Below are 23,787 nucleotides of genomic sequence, written 5' to 3' on the forward strand. Positions count from 1 at the left end.
GTCAGGCCCGCTCCGCCGGGCCGCGGCAAGCAGCCGCGAGGCGGGGCGGGCTGTTTTGTGCCTAATGAGCCTAGAAACAGGAGGAATGCTTCGTGAGCATCCAACTTCCAACGTTATTCGAGTCGCGCATGCAGCGTTGGCTCGGAGACGAATATGAAGATTTTATTGCCAGTTACGAACGACCTCGCCATGCGGGAATACGCGTAAACACGCTCAAAATAGGACTTGAGGAATTCAAAGCCGTCAGTCCGTTTGCGTTAAAGCCGATTCCGTGGTGCGAGACCGGGTTTTACGTAGACGAGAACGAACGGCCGGGCAAGCATCCGTTTTACCATACCGGCCTTTATTATATTCAGGAACCGAGCGCGATGGAGCCTGCCGAAGCGCTGAATCCGGAACCCGGCGACCGGGTTCTGGATCTGTGCGCGGCGCCCGGAGGCAAATCGACGCAGATCGCGGCGAAGCTGCGCGGGCAGGGCGTGCTCGTCACGAACGATATCAGCGCCGAGCGTACGAAAGCATTGGCCAAAAATATCGAGATGAGCGGCGTTCGCAACGCCGTCGTGCTCAACGAGACACCGGATCGGATCGCCGAGAAGTTTCCGGCGTACTTCGACAAGATTCTGATCGACGCTCCCTGCTCGGGCGAAGGGATGTTCCGCAAAGACCCCGACGCGGTCCGGCAGTGGGAAAAGCATTCGGTGGACGTCTGCACCGTCATGCAACGCGATATTCTCGATACGGTCGCTTCGATGCTGGCATCGGGCGGACGGATCGTATATTCGACCTGCACGTTCTCGCCGGAAGAGAACGAAGCCATGATCGCGCTGTTTCTCGCGCGCCATCCGGACTTCGTCGTGGGCGAATCGAAGCATTCGCCGCTGTTTGCTCCGGGGCGGCCGGAATGGGTGGCCGGCCTGGCGGAAAGCGGCGGCTGGCTGTCGCCGCTGCTTGAGCAAGAGGCTCAAAAGCATGAGCCGGGCTTTACGCGGCCGGAAGCGCTCGCGCAGACGGCGCGAGCGGCGCGCATTTGGCCGCATCTCGCCGAAGGCGAGGGGCATTTCGTGTGCGTGCTGGAGCACACGGGGGAGAAGGCGGCGCGGACGGAAAGCGCCGCCGGAACTGCCCCCGGCCCGGTAATCGGGGCCGGGGAAGTGCTGCCCGCCGCCTCCGAGGGCGGGCGCAAAGGCGGCGGCCCCAAAGCCAAGGGCCGCCAGGAAAGCCGCTCTGCCGCGATGCCGCGCCGCGAAGACAAGTCCGCGCGCCAAGCTCGCGGACGGCAAAAAGACGCCTACATCCGCGAGGAGGCGTCCGAAGACGACGTGCGCCGCGCGTGTCTTCAGTTCCTGTCCGAGCAGGTCACGGCGCCGGTCTTCGGCACGCTGCTGATCTCCGGCGACTATGCGTACGCCTGCCCGGTCGAACCCGAGCGGCTGCGCGGGCTCAAAGTCCGCCGCTCGGGCTTCCAGCTCGGCATGGTCAAAGCCGGAGGCCGCTTCGTGCCGTCGAACGCACTGGCGGCAGCTTTATCGCCGCGCGAATCGGCGCGGTTGCTTAACCTAAGCTCTTCGCTGCCGGAAGCCGTGTCTTACCTCAAAGGCGAGACATTGACATTCGGTGAGGAACGCATCGAGCGCATTGAAGGCGCTGACGCCAAAGGCTATGTGTTGGTATCCATTGACGGATACTCGGCAGGCTGGGGCAAATGGGCCGCAGGCGTACTCAAAAACGAATACCCGGCAGGATGGAGATGGAACGGATGAGCAATCAATCAGGCAATAAAAGCGCTAAAAAACTGCGAGTGGATAAAATTTTGTCCCATCTCGGCATCGCTACGCGCAGCGAAAGCAAGAAGCTGGTCAAGCAAGGGCGCGTGATCGTGGACGGGCAGCCGATCAAGGACAGCGGCCTTCAGGTCGATCCCGAAGCTTCCACTATTGAGGTGGACGGGCAATCCGTGCATTACCGGGAGTTTGTCTATCTGCTGCTCAATAAGCCGCAGGGCGTCGTCTCCGCCACGGAAGACAAATGGGATCGCACCGTGATCGATCTGCTGGATGCCGAATATTTGGCGTTCGAGCCGTTCCCGGTCGGACGTCTGGACAAAGACACCGAAGGCTTGCTGCTGCTGACCAATGACGGGCAATTAACGCACGAGCTGCTGTCGCCGCGCAAGCATGTTCCGAAGACCTACGAAGCCAAAGTGCTCGGCGCCGTGAACGAAACAGACGGAGAAGCGTTCAAAGCGGGCGTCACGCTGGATGACGGATACCGGACGATGCCGGCGGAACTTGAAATCGTGCGGCATTTTGAAGAAGAAGGCGAAGCCCATACCGATATTCGGTTGACGATCATGGAAGGCAAGTTCCACCAGGTAAAGCGTATGTTCGAAGCCGTAGGCAAAAAGGTTGTGTTCCTCAAACGAATCTCTATGGGACCTTTGCAGCTTGATCCGGAACTGTCGCTTGGCGAATATCGGGAGCTTAGCCCGAAAGAATTGGACGCTTTGCGCAACCGCTGAATGTTTTTTGGATGAACGGCTTGCAACGCTTTACCGGATCGGCGCACAATCGGACAAAGGCTTGGCGGCAAAGTCCGCCTTGCATACCGCGACGTCTCTGAAAAACAGCCCGCTTGCCCTTTACCTTAAGCGGCTTTGTGGGCTATCATCATAAATAAAGAGCGTGTGAAGCGGAAGGGGAGACTGGCTGTGAGATTGCTACAAGCTTTATTTTTTCCGCCCGAACAGCCGGGGGGCGTATCATCCATGATCCCGCATCTGCAAGAGAAGTTTTCTTCAGCCCGCTGGGAGATGGAGATTTTTTCGCTGCCCAAGCGGATTCGGGGCAAGGGACGCGAAGAAGTCGTGTTCGAGACCTTTGATTGGACCGAGTATGGCGACAGTCCGATCGTGCAAAAATATATGCAGACCTATCGCGACTATTTATGGTGGACGCGCCTGCGTTTGCAAAAGCCGTATGATCTGATCCATGCCCATCATCCTATTGCAGCGCTGGCGATGAAGACGGTTTTTCCGGAAACGCCTTTGCTGCAAACGACGCACTCCAGTTATGAACGCGAGTTGGTGCTGAACGGGAAGATCGAAGAAGGCGGGATTGAACACCGTTTTCTGTTAGCGATCTATGGAGAGCTGGAAGCGAAGACAGATCAGCTAATCACGGTATCCGAAGCGTTCCGGCGTTATATGGCTCCGTATATCCGGCACCCGGAAAAGATCAAAATCATGCCAAACGGGTATGACGAGCGTCGTTTCAAGCCCGTGCCGCACGAGAACGAGGTACCGCAGCTGATGGCCGTCTGCCGCCTCGTGCCTGCAAAAGGTCTGGATATCCTGCTGCAAGCCTGCGCGCGTCTGAAAGAGCGGAATATTCCGTATGTGCTGCATCTGATCGGCGACGGTCCTTCACGTGAAGAGCTGGAACAGATGGCGCAGGATCTCGGGGTATACGACGATACGATCTTTTATGGCTACACCCTGCATCCTGAGGAATTCATGCCATTCTTCGATATCTTCGTCTTGCCTTCGCGCGCGGAGGCGTTCGGATCGGTATTTGCCGAAGCGGCCTTATGCTGTCTGGCGCTGGTCGGAACGAGCGTAGGAGGCGTGCCGGAACAGATCGAGCACGGCGTGAACGGATTGCTTGTCCCGCCTGACGACGCCGAAGCGCTCGCGAACGCCTTGGAGCAGGTTATCGTCGATCCGTCGTACCGTTATGAATTGGCCCGTACAGCGTGCGAGAAAGCCAAATCTAATTACTCGCTTAACCGAGTCGCAATCGAACTGAAGCGGTTATACCTCAGTTACGAAGGACGCGGTCGGCAAACGGTTTGAGCCCGAAATTCCGCACATGTCGTGTCATCTTGAAAAAAATCAAACAAAATGCTATTTTTTACGAAAACGTACCTGGGCCATAAGCCAAAAGGGTATCTGGAGGAGAGCCTATGGAAGAGTTAAAACAACGGATCAAGCTCGAAGGGGTCATCGCGTCGCAGCAGGTATTGAAGCTCGACGCGATTCTGAATCATCAGGTTGACCCGGCGCTGACCATGGAAATGGGGCGCGCGTTCGCTTCCCGTTTCGCTGCGGAAGGCGTAACCAAAGTTGTGACCGTCGAGTCTTCGGGTATCCCGGTAGCCTTTGCCGTTGCGCTTGAACTGGGCGTTCCGATGATCTTTGCCCGTCGCAAAAAAACGTTGCTGGCCGATCCCGATTCTTATGTGGAACGTGTCCCTTCTTTTACAAAAGGAATCGTAACCGATTTAATGCTTCCCAAACGGTTTATTAAAAAAGAAGACAGGGTTTTGCTGATCGACGATATTATCGCCAACGGAGACGCTGCGCGGGGACTTGTTAAAATTATCCATTCTGCCGAAGCTACGCTTGTAGGCGTGGGGATCGTAGTGGAAAAATGTTTCCAATCCGGCGCGCAGAGTCTACGGGATCAGGGAATCCGTCTGGAATCACTGGTTCGCATCCAGTCGCTGGGCGAAGAAGGGGTCGTTTTTGCGGACTGAGAGAATTTGAGCCAAAAGCTTCATTTCTCACTTTACCCCTCCGATAATGTTACGTATAATACCTTTTAAGTAGGGAGAGGAGGAAGACTAACATGAGTGATCCAACAGTAAACGCTGAATTTTTCATTAAAAAAGTCAATGACGCCAAGGTGCATTTCGAACGTGCCCTCGACTGCAAGCACACGGAGTTTGATGACCTTTATCCCTATATGATCGAACATCCTCAATTCTTCTGGTACAAGCGCTATGTCGCCTGGTCCGAACTTCTGACACTTGCCGATCTGTGCGAAGAATTGTCTTTCCCGTGGAGAGAAGAGTTCACGCCTCAGCAGATTGAATACGTTGAGCAGCGTGTGATGTCGGCGAAAGTTCTCGACTTCTGGTTCGAAAATGCGGATTCCAAAGAAACGGCGCAACAATAAGCTTTTCTTTCGCAATCAAGGTTCCAGTATCGCTTTTAGACCGGTCCGCTCGCGCGACGCGCGTGCGGGCTTTTTTCGTTAAGAAGTAAACGATAAAAAGAATGGAGGGCGTTTATAATGATCGATGACGAGCAGCTCAATGCTTACCGGGTATCCGGTGAAAAGGTCCGAGTCGTACGCGATGGGTTAAAAGAAAATGATATTAGAGGCATCGTGGTAGCTTGGGACGATACGCACGTTCTGATTCGCCGGCCTAATCGCAACGTAGTCAAGCTGGACCGGAATTATATCATCCAACCATCCAAGGAAGAGCGAATCGATCCGTTGGGCTAGTACTCTGTACCAGGTCAAATAGTAGGTTTACGTTTCAGACAGGCTAAACCATTCATTAATCCAAGAAAAGCTACGAGTACTTTGACTGCATCCAATCTAAGATTTTAGATGGACGTTTAGTGTTGATAACCTTTTCCGAATATGTGCAAAACGTCAACAATTACATCGGCTTTAAAACAAAACATAGCTACGGCTTCTAGGGCGTGTTTGAAAACTCCGAAAGAAGCAGATTTTGCCGAATTTTCGTTTGCAACAAGGAAGGGTTTCGCAGTCGTGCCGGGGCACGTCAAGAAACCGTGACGCGGCGTCGCCGGAACCGTACGCGCTTTAGGTAAGGTTCCGGTAGCGGGCGAAAAGGCGGTAAAAGATGAACGTATTCGGTTTGACAAGCGGGTGTTTTGACGGTGTATACGCAATAAAGCCCGGAAATACTGAAAACTCAGTATTTCCGGGCTTTATTTGTAGCGGGGGAGTAAATTTATCTATATGAATATCCCCCCATATCGGCCGATCGTCGGGGGATGGCGATCGGATCGACATAAGGGAGAGGGGGGCGATGTTTAGGCGTAAGCTCCCGCTGAATAAGGACGCGAAGTTTTCTTTTTAGCGGATGCTGCCGGGTTGGAAGCACGATGGCCATAGCTGCGGACAGGCATTGCATTTTGACGACCGGAATCCGTTACGATCGGCTCTGCCGCGCGATTCTCGGTAGCCGAAATTCCCAGATAAGCGCGCATACGCAAATCAACTTCATTGTGAAAAGGAGCATGGTCGATATGCATCGTGCCGTGAAGACCGCGGCAGAGATAATCCGCATCTACACCGTTCTCTGAATGTTTCACTTCACACATGCGGATATTCCGTTTTTTGAACTCGCGGCGAATGCCTGATAGCAGCACAGCCGCGCACCGGGAAGCGTTGCGAATCATTTCTGTATATAAAGTAGAGGTCTGCATCGGTGCATCGGACTCCAGCTTCTTGGCATCATTCTCGAATGATTTCAAAATATGCGTCAACAACAGGTAACTTTTGATAAAAGACCGTTCATCTCGGGTCGTCTGTACAGCGGTCATGCTCTTCACCACCTTGTAGGAACTTGTGTTCTGTTATTAGTATAACCGAATGTTTGTTCGCATGCAAGCGTATAATCACTTTTTTTGAAAATTGTTGACTGAGGTTTTGGCTTCGTGCTATGATCTATCTTGTCGCTATAATGACTAGTGATCAGTGATAAGCGGTCGTGGCGGAATTGGCAGACGCGCACGGTTCAGGTCCGTGTGGGCTTACCCCCGTGGAGGTTCGAGTCCTCTCGACCGCATCAAGCACAAAAAAGAAGGTTCCTGTTTTGCTTTCGAGCAGAATAGGAACCTTTTTTGTATGGTCAAGTCGATTATAGTCAATTTTCGTCATCTTCCCTCTGTTCATTTGTCGTATAATTAAGTAGAAAGTTAAAATTCAAGCAAAGTCACGGGGTGCATAATGAGCGAGCGCATAATGGAATTGAATCGGCTGGTCAGCGTGTCGGCCGGCGGCCATATCCTATACCTCTATGACGATGTCGACGTTTATGCGGACAATGCGTCTGCTTATTTGGTTTCGGGCGTTCAGGGCGGTGATTTGGCGATTCTGATTGATACCGCAGAACGGATCGATCGAATTCGGAGCCTTGTAAGGTCAGCCTTGAGTACAGAAGAACATGAGCGCATTGTTTATGTGGATGCGGATCTATTTTACGATACATCGAAAAGCTTTCATTATCAAAAGGTGGTAGAGCACTTCGGCGAATTGCTGAAGCCCTATCTGGATCAAAAGTTGCGGATTCGCACCTGGGCGCATGTGGTCTGGAAAAACGAGTCTTGCGTCGAGCGCGAGTTGAATGTATTCGAGGCTTTCGCGGACCGAACCGTACGCGGGCTGAAAATGGTGTCGGTATGTGCTTATCAGGGAGGTTCGATCACGGCTTCCCTACAGGTGAAAATGCTGAGAACGCACGATTACGTGATGACTGACGAAGAACTGAGCAGCACCGATCTTACAGGCCGAAGCGGCGGAGCTTTTTTTCCTTCGTTGTCCGAACAGCGCGAGAAAGACCGGCAGGATGACGCGGAACGGCTGAGCCTGGAATCGGCCAGGCGACAATTGGAGAAGATCACCGCAAATAATCTGGACCCGGTGGCTTTATTTGACGAAAACGGAACGCTGGTCAATCTGAATAAGGCCTTTGAACGAGTATTCGGGTGGGCCGCTCATGATTTTTACGGGATGAGCGAGACGGGAGTTCGGGCGAAAATCGGATTGCAAAATGTAGCCGAAGGCGATCTGGCCCCTTTGTCGAAAGCAAATTTGCTGCCCGATCCGGCTATTCTGGCCGAGGACGCCGTGCGTGCAGAAGCAACGGCCCGTTCAAAAAAAGGCGAGGTTCTAAACGTGTTGGTGACTGAATTCGCGTTGGGGGATGAAGAGCGTCCAGCCGGCTACGCGGTAATCTATCGCGACATTACTTACTTCCGCGATTCCGAGCGTAGACTGCAAGAATCCGTGGAACGTTATACATCCCTTAAACGGAATAACCACGATGCGGTCTTTTCGATCGATGGCGAAGGACGGGTGGTCAAAACCAATCCCGCGGCGCAAAAGTTGATTGGACTGACTACGGAAGAAATGATCGGTCGATTGTTTTCCGAGTGGTTGGCGGAGGGGGCGATGGACGATATTTTGCGCAACAGCGTGGCGGGTGACGAGTCTTTGCGCCCGACTGTGCGTATCCGTAGCGTTGAGGGAAATGAGTTCGAAGTGTTGACTTCAACGGCTCCGATTATCGTCGGCGGGCGCAACGTGGGCTATTATGTTTTGGCGAAAGATATTACGGAACATAAGCGTCTGCTGATCGAAAAGCAAGCGGCAGAAGAGATGAATCGAGCCAAAAGCGATTTCCTCGCTGTCATGAGCCATGAGATTCGTACGCCCATGAATGGAGTCATTACGCTGACGCAGCTCCTGCTGGAGACAGAAGGACTCACTGCCGAGCAGCGCGAGTATGTGGAAGTGATTCGCCGGAGTGGCGATTCGCTGCTGGGCATCATCAACAATATTCTCGACTTTTCCAAAATCGAAGCAGGCAAGACAGAACTCCAATTAGAGCCGATGAATCTGCGTGAAGACGTGGCCCGTTCGTTCGATATCCTGTTGGCCGATTCCAGAGCGAAAAAGCTGGAGCTGGGCCTGTCTGTTGCTCCGCGCGTACCGGATATTGTCGTGGGCGATCCGAATAAGTTGCGACAGATTCTCGTTAATTTGGTCGGCAACGCCATTAAGTATACCGAAGAAGGCGGCGTATTCGTTTCGGTAGACTTGGAAAAGGGAGCGCCGGAAGGTTGGGTTCGTCTGCATTTTCGTATTCGGGATACGGGCCTGGGCATTCCGGAGGCGCAGACGGAGCATTTGTTCGATCCTTTTTACCAGTTGGATAACTTTATGACGCGCAAGTCCGAAGGAACAGGGCTCGGTCTGGCGATTACCAAAAAGCTGATCGAACTTATGCACGGGTCAATCGGCGTTCGCTCGAAGCTTGGAGAAGGCACGGTATTCCGCTTTTCGATCGATATGCAGCTTCCCGACTTTGACGAGAAGCCTACAGAGACTGCCGAGGCTGAGGTTGTGCAAGTGTCGGCCGACGTCTCCGCTCCGCTGCGGATTCTGGTAGCCGAAGATAACAAAATCAATCAGCTCGTGATGGAACGGTTGCTCAGTCGAATGGGCCATGGGTCGGATCTGGCTGAGGATGGGGTCCGGGCGCTGGAGTTGGCGGAACGTTCTCCCTATGATGTGATCTTGATGGATGTCAGAATGCCGAGGATGGACGGGATAGAGACTACGCACCAGATTCGAATCAACCCTGAACGTTACGGCACGCCTTATATTATTGCCGTAACCGCAAATGCGATGAACGGGGATCGGGAACGCTGCCTGGAAGCAGGAATGGACGAATATATGAACAAACCCGTGAATTCCAAACGTTTGGCGGAACTGTTGTCGGAAGCAGAAGAGCAGATTCGGCTTTTGAGTAAAAATAGTGGTAAGATAGTAGGCGAATCGAAACGAACGACAGACGAACACCAATAATGAGGAGGCAGATGGATGATCGATTGGCAAAAGGAAGCAGAATCGCGGCGCGAAGACTTGCTGCGCGATCTGGACGGTCTGCTTCGAATTGAGAGTGTCAAAGACCTGGCTACGGCTTCGACGGAGCGTCCGATGGGACAGGCAATCGGCGAAGCGCTGGACTATATGCTGCAACGGACAGAAGAGCTTGGCCTGGATGTGAAAAATGTAGACGGCTATGCGGGACATGCGCAATATGGCCGTTTTGACCCGGATACGACCATCGGCATTTTGGGTCATGTGGACGTGGTGCCTGCGACAGGCGCATGGACAAGTCCTCCTTTTGAACCCACGATCCGCGGCGGGAAGCTTTACGCGCGCGGAGCGATTGACGATAAAGGGCCTACGATCGCAGCGCTGTACGGACTGAAGATCGTCAAGGAACTGGGCTTGCCTTTGAGTAAAAACGTGCGTTTGATCTTCGGAACCGACGAGGAAAGCGGGATGAGCTGTATGCGTTACTATGTGGAGCATGAGCAAATGCCGACCGTCGGATTCGCCCCGGATGCCGAATTCCCGATGATCTATGCGGAAAAAGGACAGTTCAACCCGACGCTTGTGCCCAAACATGAAGCGGGAGCTTCGCAATCGTTGATCACATTGGAGTCGTTCGAGTCGGGCGTCCGAATCAATATGGTGCCGGAACGTGCGCATGCGGTGTTGAGCGGCGATATCCGTCCGTTGGTGGAGTCTTTCGAAGACTTCTGCCGTAAACATCGTGTGAAAGGCGAAGCCGAGATCAACGCGGGACAAGCGATGTTCACCATAACAGGCGTATCCGCGCATGGTTCGGAACCTGAAAACGGCGTGAATGCCGGGACCATATTGGCTTTGTTTTTGCAGGAAGCCGCTCTTCAGCCGGAAGCGCGCTCGTTTATCGGATTGTTGAACGCCATGCACGAGGACTTCCACGGGCAAAAACTAGGTATTGCTTTCCGTGACGAAATGACAGGGCCATTGACCGTTAATCCGGGTGTAATCCGTTTCGGTACCGAAGAAGGAACGCAAATCCAACTTACGGCTCGCTGCCCGGTTGAGTCTGACCACGATCGGATTCGCACGCAGCTGGAAGCGACGCTGGATACCTTCGGTTTCCGTATCTCCGACGTTCAGCAAAAAGGCTCCCACCATGTTAATAAAAACGAAGCGGTGATCCGGTCTTTGCAAACGGCTTATGCGGAACTGACGGGCGATGAGCCGACGCTGCTGTCGACCGGTGGAGCGACGTATGCCCGCTTTATGGAAAAAGGCGTGGCTTTCGGAGCCTGCTTCCCGGGCAAAGAAATGACGGCTCACCAAGCGGACGAATATATCGAGGTCGACGATCTGCTCAAAGCGACCGCGATCTACGCGCGCGCCATTTACGAACTCGCAAAATAAATCACCAATACTTACACATAGAAAGAAGAGATCAACCGATGTCGCAGGATGTACAAGTTACCCGAGGCCAATATGTAGAAAGCAACCATGAAATTCACGTAGCCGTCGTCGACAACGAAGGGCATTTATTATATGCGGTAGGCGATCCGAATCGCCTGACTTTTCCGCGTTCGTCCATGAAGCCGTTTCAGACGGTGCCGCTGATCGAATCGGGAGCTGCCGATGCTTTTGGCTACGGCGATGCCGAGATTTCGCTGAGCTGCGCATCGCATAGCGGCGAACCGATTCACCGTCACACCGTGCTGGATGTATTGTCCCGTGCGCATTTGTCGGAAAACGATCTTCAGTGTGGGACGCACATCCCGCGAGACGGCGAAAGCTATCGGGAATTGATTCGCGAGGGCCGGGAACTGACGCCTGTATTCAGCAACTGCTCCGGTAAGCATTCGGGCATGCTGCTGACGGCCGTTCATCTGAATGAAGATACGCAGACGTATCGCGAGATCGGGCATCCGCATCAGCAGCGTATTTTATCGGTGATTGCCGACGTATGCGATTTTCCTGCCGAAGAGATCGGCATCGGGGTAGACGGTTGCGGCGTTCCTGTACACCGTTTGCCGCTTCGTCATGTGGCGCTTGGTTTTGCGCGGTTGGCTAAGCCGGAAGGGACCGTATCGGAGCTTCGGGCAGATGCGCTGAACCGCGTTCGCCGCGGCATGACCCGCCGACCGGAAATGGTAGCCGGCAAAAATCGCTTCGATACCGACCTGATGCGCGCATTCGAAGGAAATCTGGTCGCCAAAGTCGGTGCGGAGGGCGTTCAGTGTATCGGCGTAGCCGATCGCGGAATCGGAATCGTGGTCAAAGCGGAAGACGGCAGCGAGCGTGCGACTGCCGTAGCGGCCATGGAGGTGCTGAAGCAGCTGGGCATCGGTACCGAGCAGCAGTTTGCGGAGCTTGCGGATTATGTGCATGCACCTGTGCTGAATGCTCGCCAGGAACGCATTGGCGAGATTAAGCCGAACTTCGTGCTGCGAAATATGGAATAGATAAAGGAGCAGAAAATAGATGACTGAACACAATCAAAGTCCGGCTTCGCATACCGAAAAAGCGGATATTCAACTCGCGACGTTTGCGGGAGGGTGCTTCTGGTGCATGGTGACGCCGTTCGAAGAATTGCCGGGTATTCACGGCATCGTATCCGGCTATATGGGCGGAAGCGTGGACAATCCGACGTACGAACAGGTGAAGACCGGTACGACAGGGTATTACGAAGTGGTGCAAATCGCGTTCGAACCGGACGTTTTCCCGTATGAGCGTCTGCTTGAGCTGTATTGGCCGCAGACCGATCCGACAGACGGCGAAGGCCAATTCCAGGATCGGGGCACGCAATACAAACCGGCGATCTTTTTCCACAACGAGAATCAGCAGGAAGCGGCGCTGGCGACCCGTCAAGAGCTTGCGGACAGCGGACGCTTCGACAAACCGATCGTGACGGAAATCTTGCCCGCGCAAACGTTTTATGAAGCGGAAGACTACCATCAGGATTACCACAAAAAAAATCCGAAGCACTACAAGGAAGACCGCCAGCAGTCCGGCCGGGACGAATTTATCGACGCCAACTGGTAAACGCAAACGCGCGGGTTCCGGGCGGCGGAGGAGCGATCGAGTGAGCGGTCGAGTTTGCGGAGAAGCTAAACATGTGCTTACGCACGTCCGGTTTGCCGAAAAAGTCACGCAGGCGTAGGGCGCGAGAAGGCATCGAGAAAATGAATCGGCTTAAGCTTTCGGAATGCCTTTCTTTGACCGGGTATAAGCCGTGTCCCGGAATCGGGAAAAAGGATGAAAAGGTTAAGATGTGTTCCTCATTCCGAAAGGCAAACCATAAGCGAGAGCGGGTGAAATAAGTGCGCAAATACAATTATTTCGTTCGATTTGCTTCCGCATTTTCAAATAAGTGCGAATATACACTTATTTGAAGAAAAGGCGCGTAAAAGAGCCGTAAACGGAGGAATTAAGTGTATATACGTATCTATTTTCTCTGAAAAGAATAATTTGAAGAAAATAAGTGTATATACGTACTTATTTTCAAGGTTTTGGTCCTGGTTTGTCTTGATTCGAGCTTATCTTGATTCGGGCTTGTCTGTATGCACTCTCTTTGATTCTTGCGGAAGATTTACCTATACGCGAATCGGAGGGTTATATTCTTGAGTGAATTTCTGGACAACTTAAGGCGTGCTTGCGCACGTCTTTTTGCCATAAGCTGAACAGACGCGAAAGGGGAGAAAGGAAGATGGAAAACAAACAGGCTTTGCTGATTGGGGCGACCGGGATGTTGGCGGAAGCGGCGCGGCGGTTGAACGCGGACGGCTGGAACCTGGTGCTGATCGCCCGCGGCCGGGAAAAGTTGGACAGATTGGTCGCATCCTGCGCCAACCCGGAGCTTTGCCGCGCCGCCGCATTGGATTATACGCAAGAAAGCGAGCTGCGCTGCGCGATACGCGAAGCTTCGCAAGCCCGGCCGGGCATCTCGCTCGTACTGGCCTGGATTCATTCGACCGCGCCGAACGCGCCGGGCATCGTGATGAACGAAGTCGCGGGCGCGGACGGCCTGAATCCGTTCCGGTACGTGCACGTCATCGGCAGCGGCGGAGATCCCGAACCGATTCGCATTGCGGCGAACCGGTATCCGGGCTGTTCCTATCGGCAGGTGCGGCTCGGCTTCAAGGTCGAGCCAGGCGGATCGCGCTGGTTGAACGATTCGGAAATTTCGCAAGGCGCGCTGAAGGCGATCGGCGAAGACCGGGATGTTCAAGTCGGCCTGCTCGAACCGCGCGAGCTGCGGCCTTGAGAACCGGGCAAGCTTATGGGACCAACTTCGCATGCCGCCGCAAATCGTTTTTCACATAAATAGGAAATAACGGGCTGTCCGGCTTGCCGGATTCCCGTTAAAATAAGGAAGCATAACAACTACACAATTTGCACATCTTTCGCAGACTTTACATACAAAGGGGAATTGCTATGCTGATCCCGGATAACGAACAAACAATGGAGCGGCTGAAAGCTTTTATTTGCAAATGGGCAGGACCAGCGAGACCTCAATACGGAAGCCGTCCCGAGAGTATACCTGCCGACCTGCCAGCCGTTTTGAAAGACTTTTATAGATTTGCGGGCAATTGGCCCAACCCTTCGTACGACGCCTCTATTTATCCAGCCGGATTTCGTCCCAAATTATTCGAGGCGCAAGATGTTTGGCTGGAGCCGGAAGCGTTGAAACGTGAAGGAGGCCGTATCTCATTCCTGTTGGAAAATCAAGGGGAGTGGAGCTGCGAGGTGAACGCCGGGCAGGACGATTCGCCGGTGTACAGCGACGCGGCCCGGTTATGGGACGATCGTTTGAACGAAAGCGAGATCGTTTGCCCGTCGCTCAGTCATTTTTTGACGACGTTTTGTTTGCAGGAGCTGGTATTTGGTAGTCGTTACTTCGGCAAGCTGGAAGGCGCTCTCGATCCCGGCGTGTTTCGCGAAAAGCTGCATCCGCTCTGGCTCGACGGGTATTATGTATTCAAAGAGCCGTCGCATTCGTTTTATTTGTGCGGCGACAATCTGTTAATTATGGATTATTATTCGGATGTTTGGTACGGTTGTCTTGAAGAAAACGCGCTATCGTTGATCGCCGATCCAAGTATGGTCAAGCCGATCGAGCCGTAACCGTTGATTCCTCGACCGTCTGCCCGGCGCAGTAGGCGTCGGGCTTTTTACATAGGATTCACAGCCAACCCTCTTTGGTGCGCACGCCTATCAGGCGTCCGCTGCTTGGCAGGATACGTACCGCTTCGACGTCTTCGTAATGCTCGAACGCGTCGGACAAAGCGCCTTTGGTTTCGTAACGGCTTCCGTCGTCGAGCGTGACCCACAAGCTGCATATCGACGTCGTACCGCCATTTTGGCAAACTTGCTGGGTGGAAATGATCGACGTTTGCCGTTCTTCGATCGTGCCTTGCGTATAATAGTTCACCAAGTCGTCCGACACTTGAAGCGTCCCCAAGGAACCGAACAGGATGACCGGCAGCGATAGCAATCCGAACCAGCAGACGACGTACACAAATACCGGATAGATCTTCAGGAGTTTGCCGCGTTTGGAAATCAGAACCCATAGGCTTGCGCCCAGGATCGCGATGCCCGCCAACCAGGTCAATACGGTGCGAATGGTGATCACGATCAGTACGGCAGTTTGCAATCCCAATCCCAGCCATTCGGAATAGATCGTGTATACCGACGCCAGCATAGCCACGACAAAGCCGAGCGGAACCCAGAACAAGATGTAAGGCCGTCGAATGAACCAGGGAGCTTCCCGTTGTTTGGCTTTTTTCAAATTGATCTTCATTCTTATTCCTCCCCGAGTCGAATAAGCGACCGATATGCGAATAATGCTTTTTATTGTACCGCAAAAAAAGACGGCGACAAAGCGCAAACCTATTTTCGAACCCGGCAACCGACAACAAGGAGGCTTCGGACACATGGTAGTCATCAAACTGCATACGGAAAAACATATCCCTTCGCTTCAATTGATGCGGCTGTATCAGGATGTGGATTGGTGGCCGACGCGAACAAAAGACGGCATTCGCAAATTGCTGGCCCACGGCGTTGTGCTCGGAGCTTGGGAAGACAAACAGTTGGTAGGTTTTTGCCGGGCGGTGTCCGACGGGGTGTATCGGGCGTACGTGGAAGACGTTGTTGTGTTGAGCACGCATCGAGGCCGGGGTATCGGGCGACAGATGATGGAGCGTATGATGAAAGAACTAAGCGGGATCGAAGTGGTGAGTCTGTTCTGCTCGGCGAAACTGACGGACTATTATCGCGGCAGCGGCTTCAACGAAACCCGGCAGACCGTGATGCACCGCAGCAAATCCAACAAACCGCAAAACGAAAAGAGGACGACTACATGATTCCGATCAAACTGCCCAAAGAACAAAAAGACGAAATGATCGAAGAGCTGCAAAGCTTTTTTTACGAGGAGCGCGGCGAAGAGATCGGGACGATTGCGGCAGAACGATTACTCGACCATATGATGCACCGATTCGCCCCCTATATCTACAATCAGGCCGTGCGCGATGCGAAGGCGGCCGTGAACGAGAAATTAAGTCAGGTTGAAGACGAGTTATATGCACTGGAGCGTCCCGTTAATCGGAGATAAATTGCCTTTGCTTTGGCGGAAAGCGGTGGAGTATGGCGGAACCAAGTTGGAGCAAGATCGGTGACGGAGGGACAGCCGAGATTTTTTTGGATGAATATGGCCGGGTCGTAAAGCTGTTTCGGGAGTGGTTCCGCCAAGAAGGCGAAGACTATGAATACCGTAAAAGCGTATGGGCGTATGAACAAGGCTTGCCGACAGCAGAGCCGCTCGGACGAGCGCAGTACGACGGACGCGAAGCGATATTATTGCAAAAGATCGAGGGAGAGTCGTTGCTTCAGCGCTTGCAGCGCGAGCCGCATACGGCAGCTGAAGCGGCCCAAAAGTTTGCGGCTTACCAGGTGCAATTGAACAATCGTGAAGCATCAACGCTTGGCGATTCCCAACGGGAGCGTCTGGTGCAGCGCTTGGCGCGCGCCGAACAGTTGAATGATGCGGAACGCGCTGCTGTGCAAGCACAATTACAGCAATTGCCTGACGGCAAACGTCTATGCCACGGCGATTTTCATCCCGGCAATATGATGGAAAACGAACAGGGTTGGCAGGTGATCGACTGGATCGATGCAACTTGCGGCCATCCGCTATACGATGTCGCACGTACCTTGCTGCTGCTCGGCTTCGGTACCGAAGCCGGCGGTCCCAGAGGAAACATGGAAGAAGACGCAGCGGTATTTCGCCAGGCCTATTTGAAAACCTATCTCGAATTGACCGGCTTCGAAGAGTCCGACGTCAAGCGCTGGATGCTTCCTGTAGCGGCTATCCGTCTGATCGAGCCGATCCCCGAGTCGGAAAAAGACAAATTGCTCGGATTGATCCGGGCACAGCTATCCGGTACGGATGGCAAATGTAGATGAAAGGAAATCTCTGATTTTCGCACAGGACCTTCCCTTCAACACCCCCAAAGTGTTGAAGAAAGACCTACTTCCAAAAGGAAGCAAAAGCGAAGGGAGAAATTCAGTGAAGGACGCCTTTGAACTCGTAAAGCCTACGGCTTTATGAGTGAAACAGCGTCCTGAACGAATTTCTCCCGCAGCGCCCTAAGCTTCCTTACCGCGAAGTAAGTCTTTCTCCGCAACACGAGTCCATCCCCATAATAAGCACGCCACCCCACTCACTATCGCTCCCATCAAGCATACCCCGCTCCAACCGTACGCCGCATACGCCCACGTAGAGAGCACAGCCCCGACCGCACTGCCTATCGAATAAAACACCATATACGCTCCGGTCAAGCGACCGCGGGCGTCCGGTAATGCCGCGAACAGAAGACTTTGGTTCGTGACATGTACCACCTGCACCGCAAAATCGAGCAGTAAAATACCTGCAATCAGCAGAAGCAAAGAGTGATGCAGCATACTGATGGGAAGCCAGGATAAGAATAGCAGAACGAGAGCGATTCCTGTCGCCCGATGCCCCAGTCCCCGATCGGCCCATTTTCCGGCATTTGCCGCTCCGATTGCTCCTACCGCGCCCGCCAAGCCGAAAGCCCCGATCAGCGAAGGAGATAGCGACAACGGTGCCTCGCCGAGCGGAAGCGAGAGCGGCGTCCATAACATCCCAAAAGCCGTAAAGATGAAAAAAGCAAAAGCTGCCCGCGTCCGCAGTAAATTTTCCTGAAGGAATAGTTGCAGCATGGAGCGCAGCAATTGGCTGTAAGCAAGGTCGGATTTTTTGGAATGGTCTTGCGGTAACATGACGATCAGCGAAAAGGTTACCACAAGCGTCAGACCGGACGAGGTCAAATAAACGGCACGCCAATCGGCCAATTCGCTGATTGCACCTGCAAAAAATCGCGCCAGCAGAATGCCGATCACAACGCCACCCGTAACCAATCCTACCGCTTTGCCGCGTTCGGCCTCCGGAGCCAGTGCCGAAGCGAAGTTGACCAGCACTTGAGTCACGACAGCCATCAGCCCTACTGCGGCAAGCCCGGCGAGCAACAGCACATAATCGTGAGCGAATCCGACACACACAAGGGCTACTGTGATTCCCAGCAGTTGCAGCAGAATCAGTCGTCGGCGGTTCACCAGATCGCCAAGTGGCACGATGAAAATCAGGCCAAGCGCATAAAAGAGTTGAACGGCTGCAATGATGTAACCGACGTTAGCCTGCGAAACTCCAAACTCTTGAGCTAACTGTCCAAGCAGCGGCTGGGCATAATAAATATTGGCGACCGCCAAGCCGCAAGCAAGCGCAAACAGCAGAGACAATAAGAAGGACCAACGCTTGGAAGCTGGAGCTTTGAACATACGGAATAACCTCCGGGAGTCTGTAATCTTTTTTTTGTACCGATCGGTATGTAACTGCGCTGGATTACTATAACTTTTATGTTCCCGCAGTGTCAACCCCTTTGCCCGCTTGCGGTATTTGTATTATACTGATCGGTATAATAGCGACGGATATTCGGGATTTCAGATAAAAGTGAGGGAACGTCCAAGATGAGACCGCGAGCGTTTGACGAAGAACAAGCTCTCGATGCCGCCATGCGCGTGTTTTGGGCAAAAGGATACGAAGCGGCGTCTTTGAGCGAATTAACGGAAAAAATGAATATTCGAAAGCCGAGCCTGTATGCGACGTTCGGCGATAAACGAGGACTATTCGGCAGATCGCTGGATCGCTATACGACCCGGCATCTGGAGTATATCCAGCGTATGCTTGAACGGGAGAGCGCTGTGATTCCTGCTTTTAAAAGTCTGCTGAACGATCTGGCCGAAGGAGGCCGTGCGGGCGATCCGACACTCGGTTGCCTGGCCGTGCTAACGCTGGACGAGCTGGCTCCGAGGGAAGCGGAGTGGACGGAAAAAGCCTGGGCGCATCAACTGCGACTGGCTGAATTATTCCGTAACAAGATTGCCGAAGGACTGGAATCGGGCGAGCTTGCGCCGGGGCAGGATGCCGAAGCGTTGGGCCGTGCGCTACTCGCATCGGTGATCGGACTGACGGTGATGCTGAAGACATTGCCGGATCGGGCTTTTACCGAATCGACCATCTCTGCGACACTGACTTTGCTGAAGGAGGCGCAATCATGACTGCTGTTACCGTATTTCACTATGAGGCTTTTTCCTCGATTCCGGGCAAAGGCAATCCGGCGGGAATCATGCTGGAGGCCGATCATTTGACCGATGCGCAGATGCAAGAGATCGCGACCGAGGTTGGCTTTAACGAAACGACGTTCATTTGCCGCTCCGACGTGGCTGACGTGCGGTTGCGTTATTTTACGCCGGGATATGAGATGGATCTGTGCGGACACGCAACGATGGCTTCTTTGTATGCACTCCGCACCCGAGGGCTGCTGCATCGCGATACGGCGACGATCGAGACGCGGATCGGCGTGCTTCCTGTCGAGCTAACGTCTGACGCAAGAGATGATAGCAAGTCATTGTCCATGCGTATGCGTCAGGGTAATCCGGAATTTATTCCGTTTGAAGGAGATGAGCGCGCTCTTCTGGCTTCGATCGGTTTGTCGATATCCGACCGCGATGAGCGTTATCCGATCGTCTATGGCAGCACAGGCTCGTGGACGGTGCTGATTCCTATCATAAAGCTGGAAGCTTTTTCTCGCATGGTTCCGGACAATGCTTCATTTCCGGGCGTGCTGACCCAAAATCCGCAAGCGTCACTGCATCCTTTTTGCCTGGAGACCTCCGATTCGCAGGCACGTATGCACGCACGTCATTTCTGTCCGCCGCACTCGGGGATGATTGAAGATCCGGTTACCGGAACGGCGAGCGGGGTGATGGGGGCTTATGCACTGACCTATATGGAGACTCATTTACGGCGTACCGATTTTATCGTCGAGCAAGGCTTGGAGATAGGCCGTGACGGGCGCGTCAAAGTTGAAGCCGAGCGACTGCCTGAAGGCGGCATGGATATTCGAGTATCGGGCAACGCGGCGTTTGTAAAGGAAATGTATATAAGTTTGGATGAATAGAAAAAGTGGAGCTGAATTCGAATTTGGGCGTAACGTCCGAGGCTTTCCGTACGTTGATGAAGTGTAGATCAAAATGGACAGGAGAGAGTGCTGTGCAGGAAGATAAGCGGATTTATCAGGTACGAAGTACGCAATCGAGGACGCTGGCCGTGGCTTGCGGTATCCAAAGCGGGTTGTGGGGCACTATGGCTTACGGACACTATCAAAGTTGGGTAGGCGGTTGGGCAGGTCCGGAGTCGATCGGGTTTACGTCATTTATGGCCTTGTTTATGTTGGCTTTCGCGATAGCGGCGGTCTGGCAGTCGCAAAGACCTGCTTATATGCTGCATTTGGGAGAAAAGGGGATCAAGCTGCGTCGGCGTGAATTATTAGGAGACGGGATTAAGCGAATCTATATCTCGTGGGAAGATAATCCGTCGATCAGCATTAAGCCCAAAGGCTCCTTAATCGTGCCCAATGATCTTTCGTTCAGGTTTCAAGAAGGAACCGAGAACGAACGCCGGGTAAGCGAATTGGTAAACTGGGCCGAGTCCCGTAAAGTGCCGATTATCCGACGAAAAGCAACGCGTTGGGTATAATATAGCTATAGCCCATAAAAATGCCGCTGGACCAGTCCCGGACGGCATTTTTTCAAAGGTGGACCGTATTATTTCTCGCAAGCGATAAAGTCTTTATCCCGGTCGCTTTTCTTGTTCGCTTCATACAGTTCTGCGGAAACAAACGGTTTGTATTTGGTTTTCCCGCCTTTGTTTTTCACGGATGCCGATTTGGCGACGCCGCCTTTGTAATCCTTATTGAGCTCGGTACAGTTTTTATACGTTTTGGCGGCAGCGCTGGCGCTTTGGGTAGATACGGGAACCGCGACCGCAAGCAGCAGAACGAAGCTTAACCCGTAAGCCAGACTTTTTTTCATCATGTACTCCTCCTTATTCCGAGATGACATACAAGTTCTTTATCGGAAGTATTGGGGATAAATTGAAGTCGATTCAATGCTGGTCTTTTATACAATCAGGAATAGGAGAGATTTAGATATGGCAAAAGCATTGGTTATCGGCGGCGAAGGAACGCTCGGAAGCGCAATCGTCGCCAAATTGAAAGAACACGGAATCGACACCTATACGGCGGGGCGTTCCGCAGGCGATTACACGGTGGACATGACTGACACAGCGAGCATTTCCGCTCTGTTCGATGAAGTAGGCGAACTAGATCATGTGGTGATCGCGGCGGGTTCGACGCATTACGACGCCGTTCCCGAACTCACCCCGGAAAATAACTTGATCAGCGTGAACAACAAGCTCCTGGGCCAGGTCAACACGGTACTGCTCGGCCAGCATCAATTGAACGACAACGGCAGCTTCACGCTGGTTAGCGGCATTTTAAAAGAATATCCGATCCCGCGCGGCGCCTCCAGTTCGATGGTGAACGGAGCGATCGACGCGTTCGTGCAGGCAGCCGCGCTTGAGCTTCCTCGCGGAATCCGGTTGAACTCGGTAAGTCCGGGCCTACTGACGGAGTCGGCGGAAAAGTATGCGGATTTCTTCAAAGGCTTCAACCCCGTTCCAGCGGATCGCGTCGCCAACTATTTTGTTCGCAGCGTGCTTGGAATCGATAACGGACGCACCTATTATATTTACGAATAAACGAACCGACTTCTTTTTTAATTTTTTTTGAAAAAGATAATGTCCATATAGGGAGGATATATGTCCTTTGTGGCGATTACGCAAGAAATTGTGATCCATGCTCCGATAGAAGTCTGTTTCGACGCGGCGAGAGATGTCGGACTGCATCCTCAAACGGTTTGGCCGCGTACCCGCGAACGGACGCTTCCGGGCGGTCGCCGACAAGGGTTGATGGAGAAAAACGAAATCGTCGTTTTCGAGGCCGTGCATTTCGGGATTCGGCAAAAGCTGACTTCGCTCGTCGAAGAGCTGGACAGGCCCTGCTTTTTCGTTGACCGGATGCAAAAAGGCGCGTTTCGCCACATGATGCACCGACATGAATTCGAACGCTGCGCGGAAGGCACGCTTGTGCGCGATATTTTGGAATTCGCTTCGCCGTTTGGTCCTGCCGGCCGAATATTCGATGCTCTCGTACTCCGGCGTTATATGCAGGGATTTATCGACTATCGCCAGCGGCAGCTCAAGACCCTTTTGGAAAAGTCGTACGCCTCAGACGGACAATGTTAGAATAGCCGCACGTTGCCGCATTGGATGAACAACGATTTTTAGACGAAAATGTAAAAAAAGACTGTCATCGCATGTCGGTTTCGGGGTATGATTATTGAAATATTCTCGACATAATTGGGGGCTTTACGATGAACTACATCAGCACAAGAGGTCAAGTTGAACCGAAAGGCTTTATCGATACCGTCCTGATGGGCTTGGGCGAAGACGGGGGACTGATGGTCCCGGAGCAAATTCCGACCGTATCGGCGGAAACGCTGGATCATTGGAAAAGCCTGCCGTTCCGTGAGCTATTTATCGAAGTTTTCTCGTTGTATGCCAATAATGAAATTCCGCAAGAAGATCTGAAGCAGCTGGTGGATGCCAGTTACGCGACCTTCCGCGATCCCGAAGTGACGCCGGTGCGCAAGCTGAACGATTCCTTGTACATCCTGGAATTGTTCCACGGCCCGACGTTCGCTTTTAAAGACGTGGCTTTGCAATTCATGGGCGAATTCTACTCGTACGTCTCGAAAACGCGCGGCGAGATCATTCATATCCTAGGCGCGACGTCCGGCGATACCGGCGCGGCGGCCATCCAGGGCGTGCGAGGCAAAGAAGGCATCAAAATCTGTATCCTGCACCCGCACGGCAAAGTCAGCAAGGTACAGGAACTGCAAATGACGACGGTCAACGACGAGAACGTGCTGAACCTGTCGGTTCACGGCAACTTCGACGATTGTCAGCGCATCATCAAGGAACTGTTTACCGATCTGGAGTTTAAAAGCAAACACCATCTGCGCGCGATCAACTCGATTAACTTCGTTCGTATCCTGGCGCAGACCGTCTACTACTTCTATGCGTACTTCCAGGCTGCCAAGCAGATCGGCGATGCTTCGAAAAAGATCAATGTCAGCGTGCCGTCCGGCAACTTCGGCAATATCTTCTCGGGCTTCCTGGCGAAGAAAATGGGTCTGCCGATCAACAAGCTGATTATCGCGACCAACGAAAACAATATTTTGGAGCGCTTCGTGACCACCGGCGAATATCAACCGGGCGAGTTCCGCAAAACGCATAGCCCTTCGATGGATATCCAGGTAGCGAGCAACTTCGAGCGTTATCTGTACTATCTGCTCGACGAAGATTCTTCTGCGGTCGCGGCGTACATGCAGCAGCTTGCGGACGGCCGGAAAATCGTGATCGAAGGCGAACTGCTGAAGCGCGTGCAATCGGAACTTCAAGCGCTGGGCGCGACGAACGAGCAGAATCTGCAACTGATCGGCAAGTACCAGTCCGAAACGGGTTATCTGCTCGATCCGCATACCGCTTGCGGCGTGGCGGCTTCCGAAGCGTTTACCGAAGAAGGAGAAGTAACGGTATCGTTCGCAACGGCGCACCCGGCCAAGTTTGACGAAGCGATCCGTTTGCTGGAGATCAATCAGGAGTTCCCGACGCAAATCGCGGAATTGGCCGAGAAACAGCAGTACCAGACGATCATTGACAGCGACAAAGCCGAAGTGGCCCGTCAGCTCGAAGCCTTTTTTGCAGGCGATGCGGTAAGTCAGGCTTAAAAAGGCAGTATGGGGATTCAAAAGCTTTCCGGCGAACGCTTAGCGCGTACCGGGAAGCTTTTTTCTTTTTGCCTATGGACGGAAAAGTTTTTGGCTTTGT

25 protein-coding genes and 1 tRNA gene are annotated in these 23,787 nt (G+C 53.1%); 22 read left to right on the top strand and 4 right to left on the bottom strand.

The features are described from left to right. Positions 1-92: 92 nt before the first annotated feature. From WKI47_RS00265 to WKI47_RS00290, 6 genes are all read left to right on the top strand, one after another. Complete coding sequence (locus tag WKI47_RS00265; protein WP_340225180.1) at positions 93-1,763, top strand: RsmB/NOP family class I SAM-dependent RNA methyltransferase; 1,671 nt, start codon at positions 93-95, stop codon at positions 1,761-1,763. After that, the gene (locus tag WKI47_RS00270) at positions 1,760-2,521 is read left to right on the top strand and encodes a pseudouridine synthase (protein ID WP_340225181.1); all 762 of its coding nucleotides are present in this window, start codon (positions 1,760-1,762) and stop codon (positions 2,519-2,521) included. The genes WKI47_RS00265 and WKI47_RS00270 overlap by 4 nt, the downstream gene beginning before the upstream one ends. A 189-nt stretch (positions 2,522-2,710) precedes the next feature. Then, positions 2,711-3,853 carry a glycosyltransferase family 4 protein gene (locus WKI47_RS00275; protein ID WP_340225182.1) on the top strand — a complete coding sequence of 381 codons (1,143 nt, stop codon included), beginning with the start codon at positions 2,711-2,713 and terminating at the stop codon, positions 3,851-3,853. Between the two features lie 110 nt (positions 3,854-3,963). Then, positions 3,964-4,536 (top strand): xanthine phosphoribosyltransferase, encoded by a 573-nt coding sequence (locus WKI47_RS00280; RefSeq protein WP_340225183.1) that lies wholly within the window; start codon positions 3,964-3,966, stop codon positions 4,534-4,536. A gap of 92 nt (positions 4,537-4,628) precedes the next feature. After that, positions 4,629-4,958 carry a hypothetical protein gene (locus WKI47_RS00285; protein ID WP_037282740.1) on the top strand — a complete coding sequence of 110 codons (330 nt, stop codon included), beginning with the start codon at positions 4,629-4,631 and terminating at the stop codon, positions 4,956-4,958. A 117-nt stretch (positions 4,959-5,075) separates the two neighbouring features. Continuing rightward, positions 5,076-5,291 (top strand): hypothetical protein, encoded by a 216-nt coding sequence (locus tag WKI47_RS00290; protein ID WP_340225184.1) that lies wholly within the window; start codon positions 5,076-5,078, stop codon positions 5,289-5,291. Positions 5,292-5,851: 560 nt separating this feature from the next. Here WKI47_RS00290 and WKI47_RS00295 read toward each other — a convergent pair. After that, a complete protein-coding gene (locus tag WKI47_RS00295; RefSeq protein WP_340225185.1) occupies positions 5,852-6,364 on the bottom strand; it encodes a hypothetical protein in 513 nt (170 codons plus the stop codon). Positions 6,365-6,525: 161 nt separating this feature from the next. On the opposite strand from WKI47_RS00295, the gene WKI47_RS00300 reads away from it, so the two are divergent. The 7 genes from WKI47_RS00300 (at position 6,526) to WKI47_RS00330 (ending at position 14,543) form a co-directional block, all read left to right on the top strand. Further along, positions 6,526-6,609 (top strand) — tRNA-Leu (locus tag WKI47_RS00300). Positions 6,610-6,770: 161 nt separating this feature from the next. Next, positions 6,771-9,413, top strand: a complete 2,643-nt coding sequence (locus WKI47_RS00305) for an ATP-binding protein (RefSeq protein ID WP_340225186.1) — start codon at positions 6,771-6,773, stop codon at positions 9,411-9,413. A 15-nt stretch (positions 9,414-9,428) separates the two neighbouring features. Beyond that, on the top strand, positions 9,429-10,832 hold the full coding sequence (gene pepV / locus WKI47_RS00310) for a dipeptidase PepV (protein WP_340225188.1): 1,404 nt from the start codon (positions 9,429-9,431) through the stop codon (positions 10,830-10,832). Between the two features lie 38 nt (positions 10,833-10,870). Then, a complete protein-coding gene (locus WKI47_RS00315; RefSeq protein WP_340225189.1) occupies positions 10,871-11,881 on the top strand; it encodes an asparaginase in 1,011 nt (336 codons plus the stop codon). 67 nt (positions 11,882-11,948) lie between these two features. After that, positions 11,949-12,461 carry a peptide-methionine (S)-S-oxide reductase MsrA gene (gene msrA / locus WKI47_RS00320; RefSeq protein ID WP_340225460.1) on the top strand — a complete coding sequence of 171 codons (513 nt, stop codon included), beginning with the start codon at positions 11,949-11,951 and terminating at the stop codon, positions 12,459-12,461. 664 nt (positions 12,462-13,125) lie between these two features. After that, a complete protein-coding gene (locus WKI47_RS00325) occupies positions 13,126-13,683 on the top strand; it encodes a short-chain dehydrogenase (protein WP_340225190.1) in 558 nt (185 codons plus the stop codon). 170 nt (positions 13,684-13,853) lie between these two features. Continuing rightward, positions 13,854-14,543, top strand: coding sequence for a hypothetical protein (locus WKI47_RS00330; protein ID WP_340225191.1), 690 nt, complete (start codon positions 13,854-13,856; stop codon positions 14,541-14,543). A gap of 58 nt (positions 14,544-14,601) precedes the next feature. Here WKI47_RS00330 and WKI47_RS00335 read toward each other — a convergent pair whose 3' ends face one another. Beyond that, positions 14,602-15,219, bottom strand: coding sequence for a hypothetical protein (locus tag WKI47_RS00335; RefSeq protein ID WP_340225192.1), 618 nt, complete (start codon positions 15,217-15,219; stop codon positions 14,602-14,604). Positions 15,220-15,352: 133 nt separating this feature from the next. On the opposite strand from WKI47_RS00335, the gene WKI47_RS00340 reads away from it, so the two are divergent. From WKI47_RS00340 to WKI47_RS00350, 3 genes are read left to right on the top strand one after another with little or no spacing between them, the layout of a single operon-like run. Next, positions 15,353-15,781: a GNAT family N-acetyltransferase gene (locus tag WKI47_RS00340; RefSeq protein WP_340225193.1), complete on the top strand. Its 429-nt coding sequence runs from the start codon at positions 15,353-15,355 to the stop codon at positions 15,779-15,781. Next, a complete protein-coding gene (locus WKI47_RS00345) occupies positions 15,778-16,029 on the top strand; it encodes a DUF2164 domain-containing protein (RefSeq protein ID WP_340225194.1) in 252 nt (83 codons plus the stop codon). The genes WKI47_RS00340 and WKI47_RS00345 overlap by 4 nt, the downstream gene beginning before the upstream one ends. Before the next feature lie 32 nt (positions 16,030-16,061). Beyond that, complete coding sequence (locus WKI47_RS00350; RefSeq protein WP_340225195.1) at positions 16,062-16,880, top strand: phosphotransferase family protein; 819 nt, start codon at positions 16,062-16,064, stop codon at positions 16,878-16,880. Between the two features lie 183 nt (positions 16,881-17,063). Here WKI47_RS00350 and WKI47_RS00355 read toward each other — a convergent pair whose 3' ends face one another. Further along, positions 17,064-18,272 (bottom strand): MFS transporter, encoded by a 1,209-nt coding sequence (locus WKI47_RS00355; protein WP_340225196.1) that lies wholly within the window; start codon positions 18,270-18,272, stop codon positions 17,064-17,066. A 189-nt stretch (positions 18,273-18,461) separates the two neighbouring features. Between WKI47_RS00355 and WKI47_RS00360 the strand changes: the two genes are divergently transcribed. The 3 genes from WKI47_RS00360 to WKI47_RS00370 all read left to right on the top strand — a co-directional run bounded on the left by WKI47_RS00360 (position 18,462) and on the right by WKI47_RS00370 (position 20,532). Further along, positions 18,462-19,052, top strand: a complete 591-nt coding sequence (locus WKI47_RS00360) for a TetR/AcrR family transcriptional regulator (protein ID WP_340225197.1) — start codon at positions 18,462-18,464, stop codon at positions 19,050-19,052. Then, a complete protein-coding gene (locus tag WKI47_RS00365) occupies positions 19,049-19,954 on the top strand; it encodes a PhzF family phenazine biosynthesis isomerase (protein ID WP_340225198.1) in 906 nt (301 codons plus the stop codon). Before WKI47_RS00360 ends, WKI47_RS00365 begins: the two co-directional genes overlap by 4 nt. 92 nt (positions 19,955-20,046) lie before the next feature. Continuing rightward, entirely contained in the window at positions 20,047-20,532 is a 486-nt protein-coding gene (locus tag WKI47_RS00370; RefSeq protein ID WP_340225199.1) for a hypothetical protein, read from the top strand. A 68-nt stretch (positions 20,533-20,600) separates the two neighbouring features. On the opposite strand, the gene WKI47_RS00375 is transcribed toward WKI47_RS00370, so the two are convergent. Beyond that, positions 20,601-20,867 carry an excalibur calcium-binding domain-containing protein gene (locus WKI47_RS00375; protein ID WP_340225461.1) on the bottom strand — a complete coding sequence of 89 codons (267 nt, stop codon included), beginning with the start codon at positions 20,865-20,867 and terminating at the stop codon, positions 20,601-20,603. Positions 20,868-20,985: 118 nt separating this feature from the next. Here WKI47_RS00375 and WKI47_RS00380 point away from each other — a divergent pair, with 118 nt between their 5' ends. The 3 genes from WKI47_RS00380 to thrC all read left to right on the top strand — a co-directional run bounded on the left by WKI47_RS00380 (position 20,986) and on the right by thrC (position 23,687). Beyond that, positions 20,986-21,594 carry a short chain dehydrogenase gene (locus WKI47_RS00380; protein WP_340225200.1) on the top strand — a complete coding sequence of 203 codons (609 nt, stop codon included), beginning with the start codon at positions 20,986-20,988 and terminating at the stop codon, positions 21,592-21,594. A 60-nt stretch (positions 21,595-21,654) separates the two neighbouring features. Further along, positions 21,655-22,140 carry an SRPBCC family protein gene (locus tag WKI47_RS00385; protein WP_340225201.1) on the top strand — a complete coding sequence of 162 codons (486 nt, stop codon included), beginning with the start codon at positions 21,655-21,657 and terminating at the stop codon, positions 22,138-22,140. A 128-nt stretch (positions 22,141-22,268) separates the two neighbouring features. Next, positions 22,269-23,687 carry a threonine synthase gene (gene thrC, locus WKI47_RS00390; RefSeq protein ID WP_340225202.1) on the top strand — a complete coding sequence of 473 codons (1,419 nt, stop codon included), beginning with the start codon at positions 22,269-22,271 and terminating at the stop codon, positions 23,685-23,687. Positions 23,688-23,787 lie beyond the last annotated feature (100 nt).

Origin of the sequence: Saccharibacillus sacchari (genome assembly GCF_037722395.1) — a bacterium.
GTDB classification, from domain to species: Bacteria; Bacillota; Bacilli; order Paenibacillales; family Paenibacillaceae; genus Saccharibacillus; species Saccharibacillus sacchari_A.

Excerpts from the sequence above, each read along its gene's own strand:
- WKI47_RS00270 (WP_340225181.1), top strand. The coding sequence starts at position 1,760 with ATGAGCAATCAATCAGGCAATAAAAGCGCTAAAAAACTGCGAGTGGAT.
- WKI47_RS00280 (WP_340225183.1), top strand. The coding sequence starts at position 3,964 with ATGGAAGAGTTAAAACAACGGATCAAGCTCGAAGGGGTCATCGCGTCG.
- WKI47_RS00285 (WP_037282740.1), top strand. The coding sequence starts at position 4,629 with ATGAGTGATCCAACAGTAAACGCTGAATTTTTCATTAAAAAAGTCAAT.
- WKI47_RS00290 (WP_340225184.1), top strand. The coding sequence starts at position 5,076 with ATGATCGATGACGAGCAGCTCAATGCTTACCGGGTATCCGGTGAAAAG.
- WKI47_RS00295 (WP_340225185.1), bottom strand. The coding sequence starts at position 6,364 with ATGACCGCTGTACAGACGACCCGAGATGAACGGTCTTTTATCAAAAGT.
- WKI47_RS00305 (WP_340225186.1), top strand. The coding sequence starts at position 6,771 with ATGAGCGAGCGCATAATGGAATTGAATCGGCTGGTCAGCGTGTCGGCC.
- pepV (WP_340225188.1), top strand. The coding sequence starts at position 9,429 with ATGATCGATTGGCAAAAGGAAGCAGAATCGCGGCGCGAAGACTTGCTG.
- WKI47_RS00315 (WP_340225189.1), top strand. The coding sequence starts at position 10,871 with ATGTCGCAGGATGTACAAGTTACCCGAGGCCAATATGTAGAAAGCAAC.
- WKI47_RS00325 (WP_340225190.1), top strand. The coding sequence starts at position 13,126 with ATGGAAAACAAACAGGCTTTGCTGATTGGGGCGACCGGGATGTTGGCG.
- WKI47_RS00330 (WP_340225191.1), top strand. The coding sequence starts at position 13,854 with ATGCTGATCCCGGATAACGAACAAACAATGGAGCGGCTGAAAGCTTTT.
- WKI47_RS00335 (WP_340225192.1), bottom strand. The coding sequence starts at position 15,219 with ATGAAGATCAATTTGAAAAAAGCCAAACAACGGGAAGCTCCCTGGTTC.
- WKI47_RS00340 (WP_340225193.1), top strand. The coding sequence starts at position 15,353 with ATGGTAGTCATCAAACTGCATACGGAAAAACATATCCCTTCGCTTCAA.
- WKI47_RS00345 (WP_340225194.1), top strand. The coding sequence starts at position 15,778 with ATGATTCCGATCAAACTGCCCAAAGAACAAAAAGACGAAATGATCGAA.
- WKI47_RS00350 (WP_340225195.1), top strand. The coding sequence starts at position 16,062 with ATGGCGGAACCAAGTTGGAGCAAGATCGGTGACGGAGGGACAGCCGAG.
- WKI47_RS00355 (WP_340225196.1), bottom strand. The coding sequence starts at position 18,272 with ATGTTCAAAGCTCCAGCTTCCAAGCGTTGGTCCTTCTTATTGTCTCTG.
- WKI47_RS00360 (WP_340225197.1), top strand. The coding sequence starts at position 18,462 with ATGAGACCGCGAGCGTTTGACGAAGAACAAGCTCTCGATGCCGCCATG.
- WKI47_RS00365 (WP_340225198.1), top strand. The coding sequence starts at position 19,049 with ATGACTGCTGTTACCGTATTTCACTATGAGGCTTTTTCCTCGATTCCG.
- WKI47_RS00375 (WP_340225461.1), bottom strand. The coding sequence starts at position 20,867 with ATGAAAAAAAGTCTGGCTTACGGGTTAAGCTTCGTTCTGCTGCTTGCG.
- WKI47_RS00380 (WP_340225200.1), top strand. The coding sequence starts at position 20,986 with ATGGCAAAAGCATTGGTTATCGGCGGCGAAGGAACGCTCGGAAGCGCA.
- WKI47_RS00385 (WP_340225201.1), top strand. The coding sequence starts at position 21,655 with ATGTCCTTTGTGGCGATTACGCAAGAAATTGTGATCCATGCTCCGATA.
- thrC (WP_340225202.1), top strand. The coding sequence starts at position 22,269 with ATGAACTACATCAGCACAAGAGGTCAAGTTGAACCGAAAGGCTTTATC.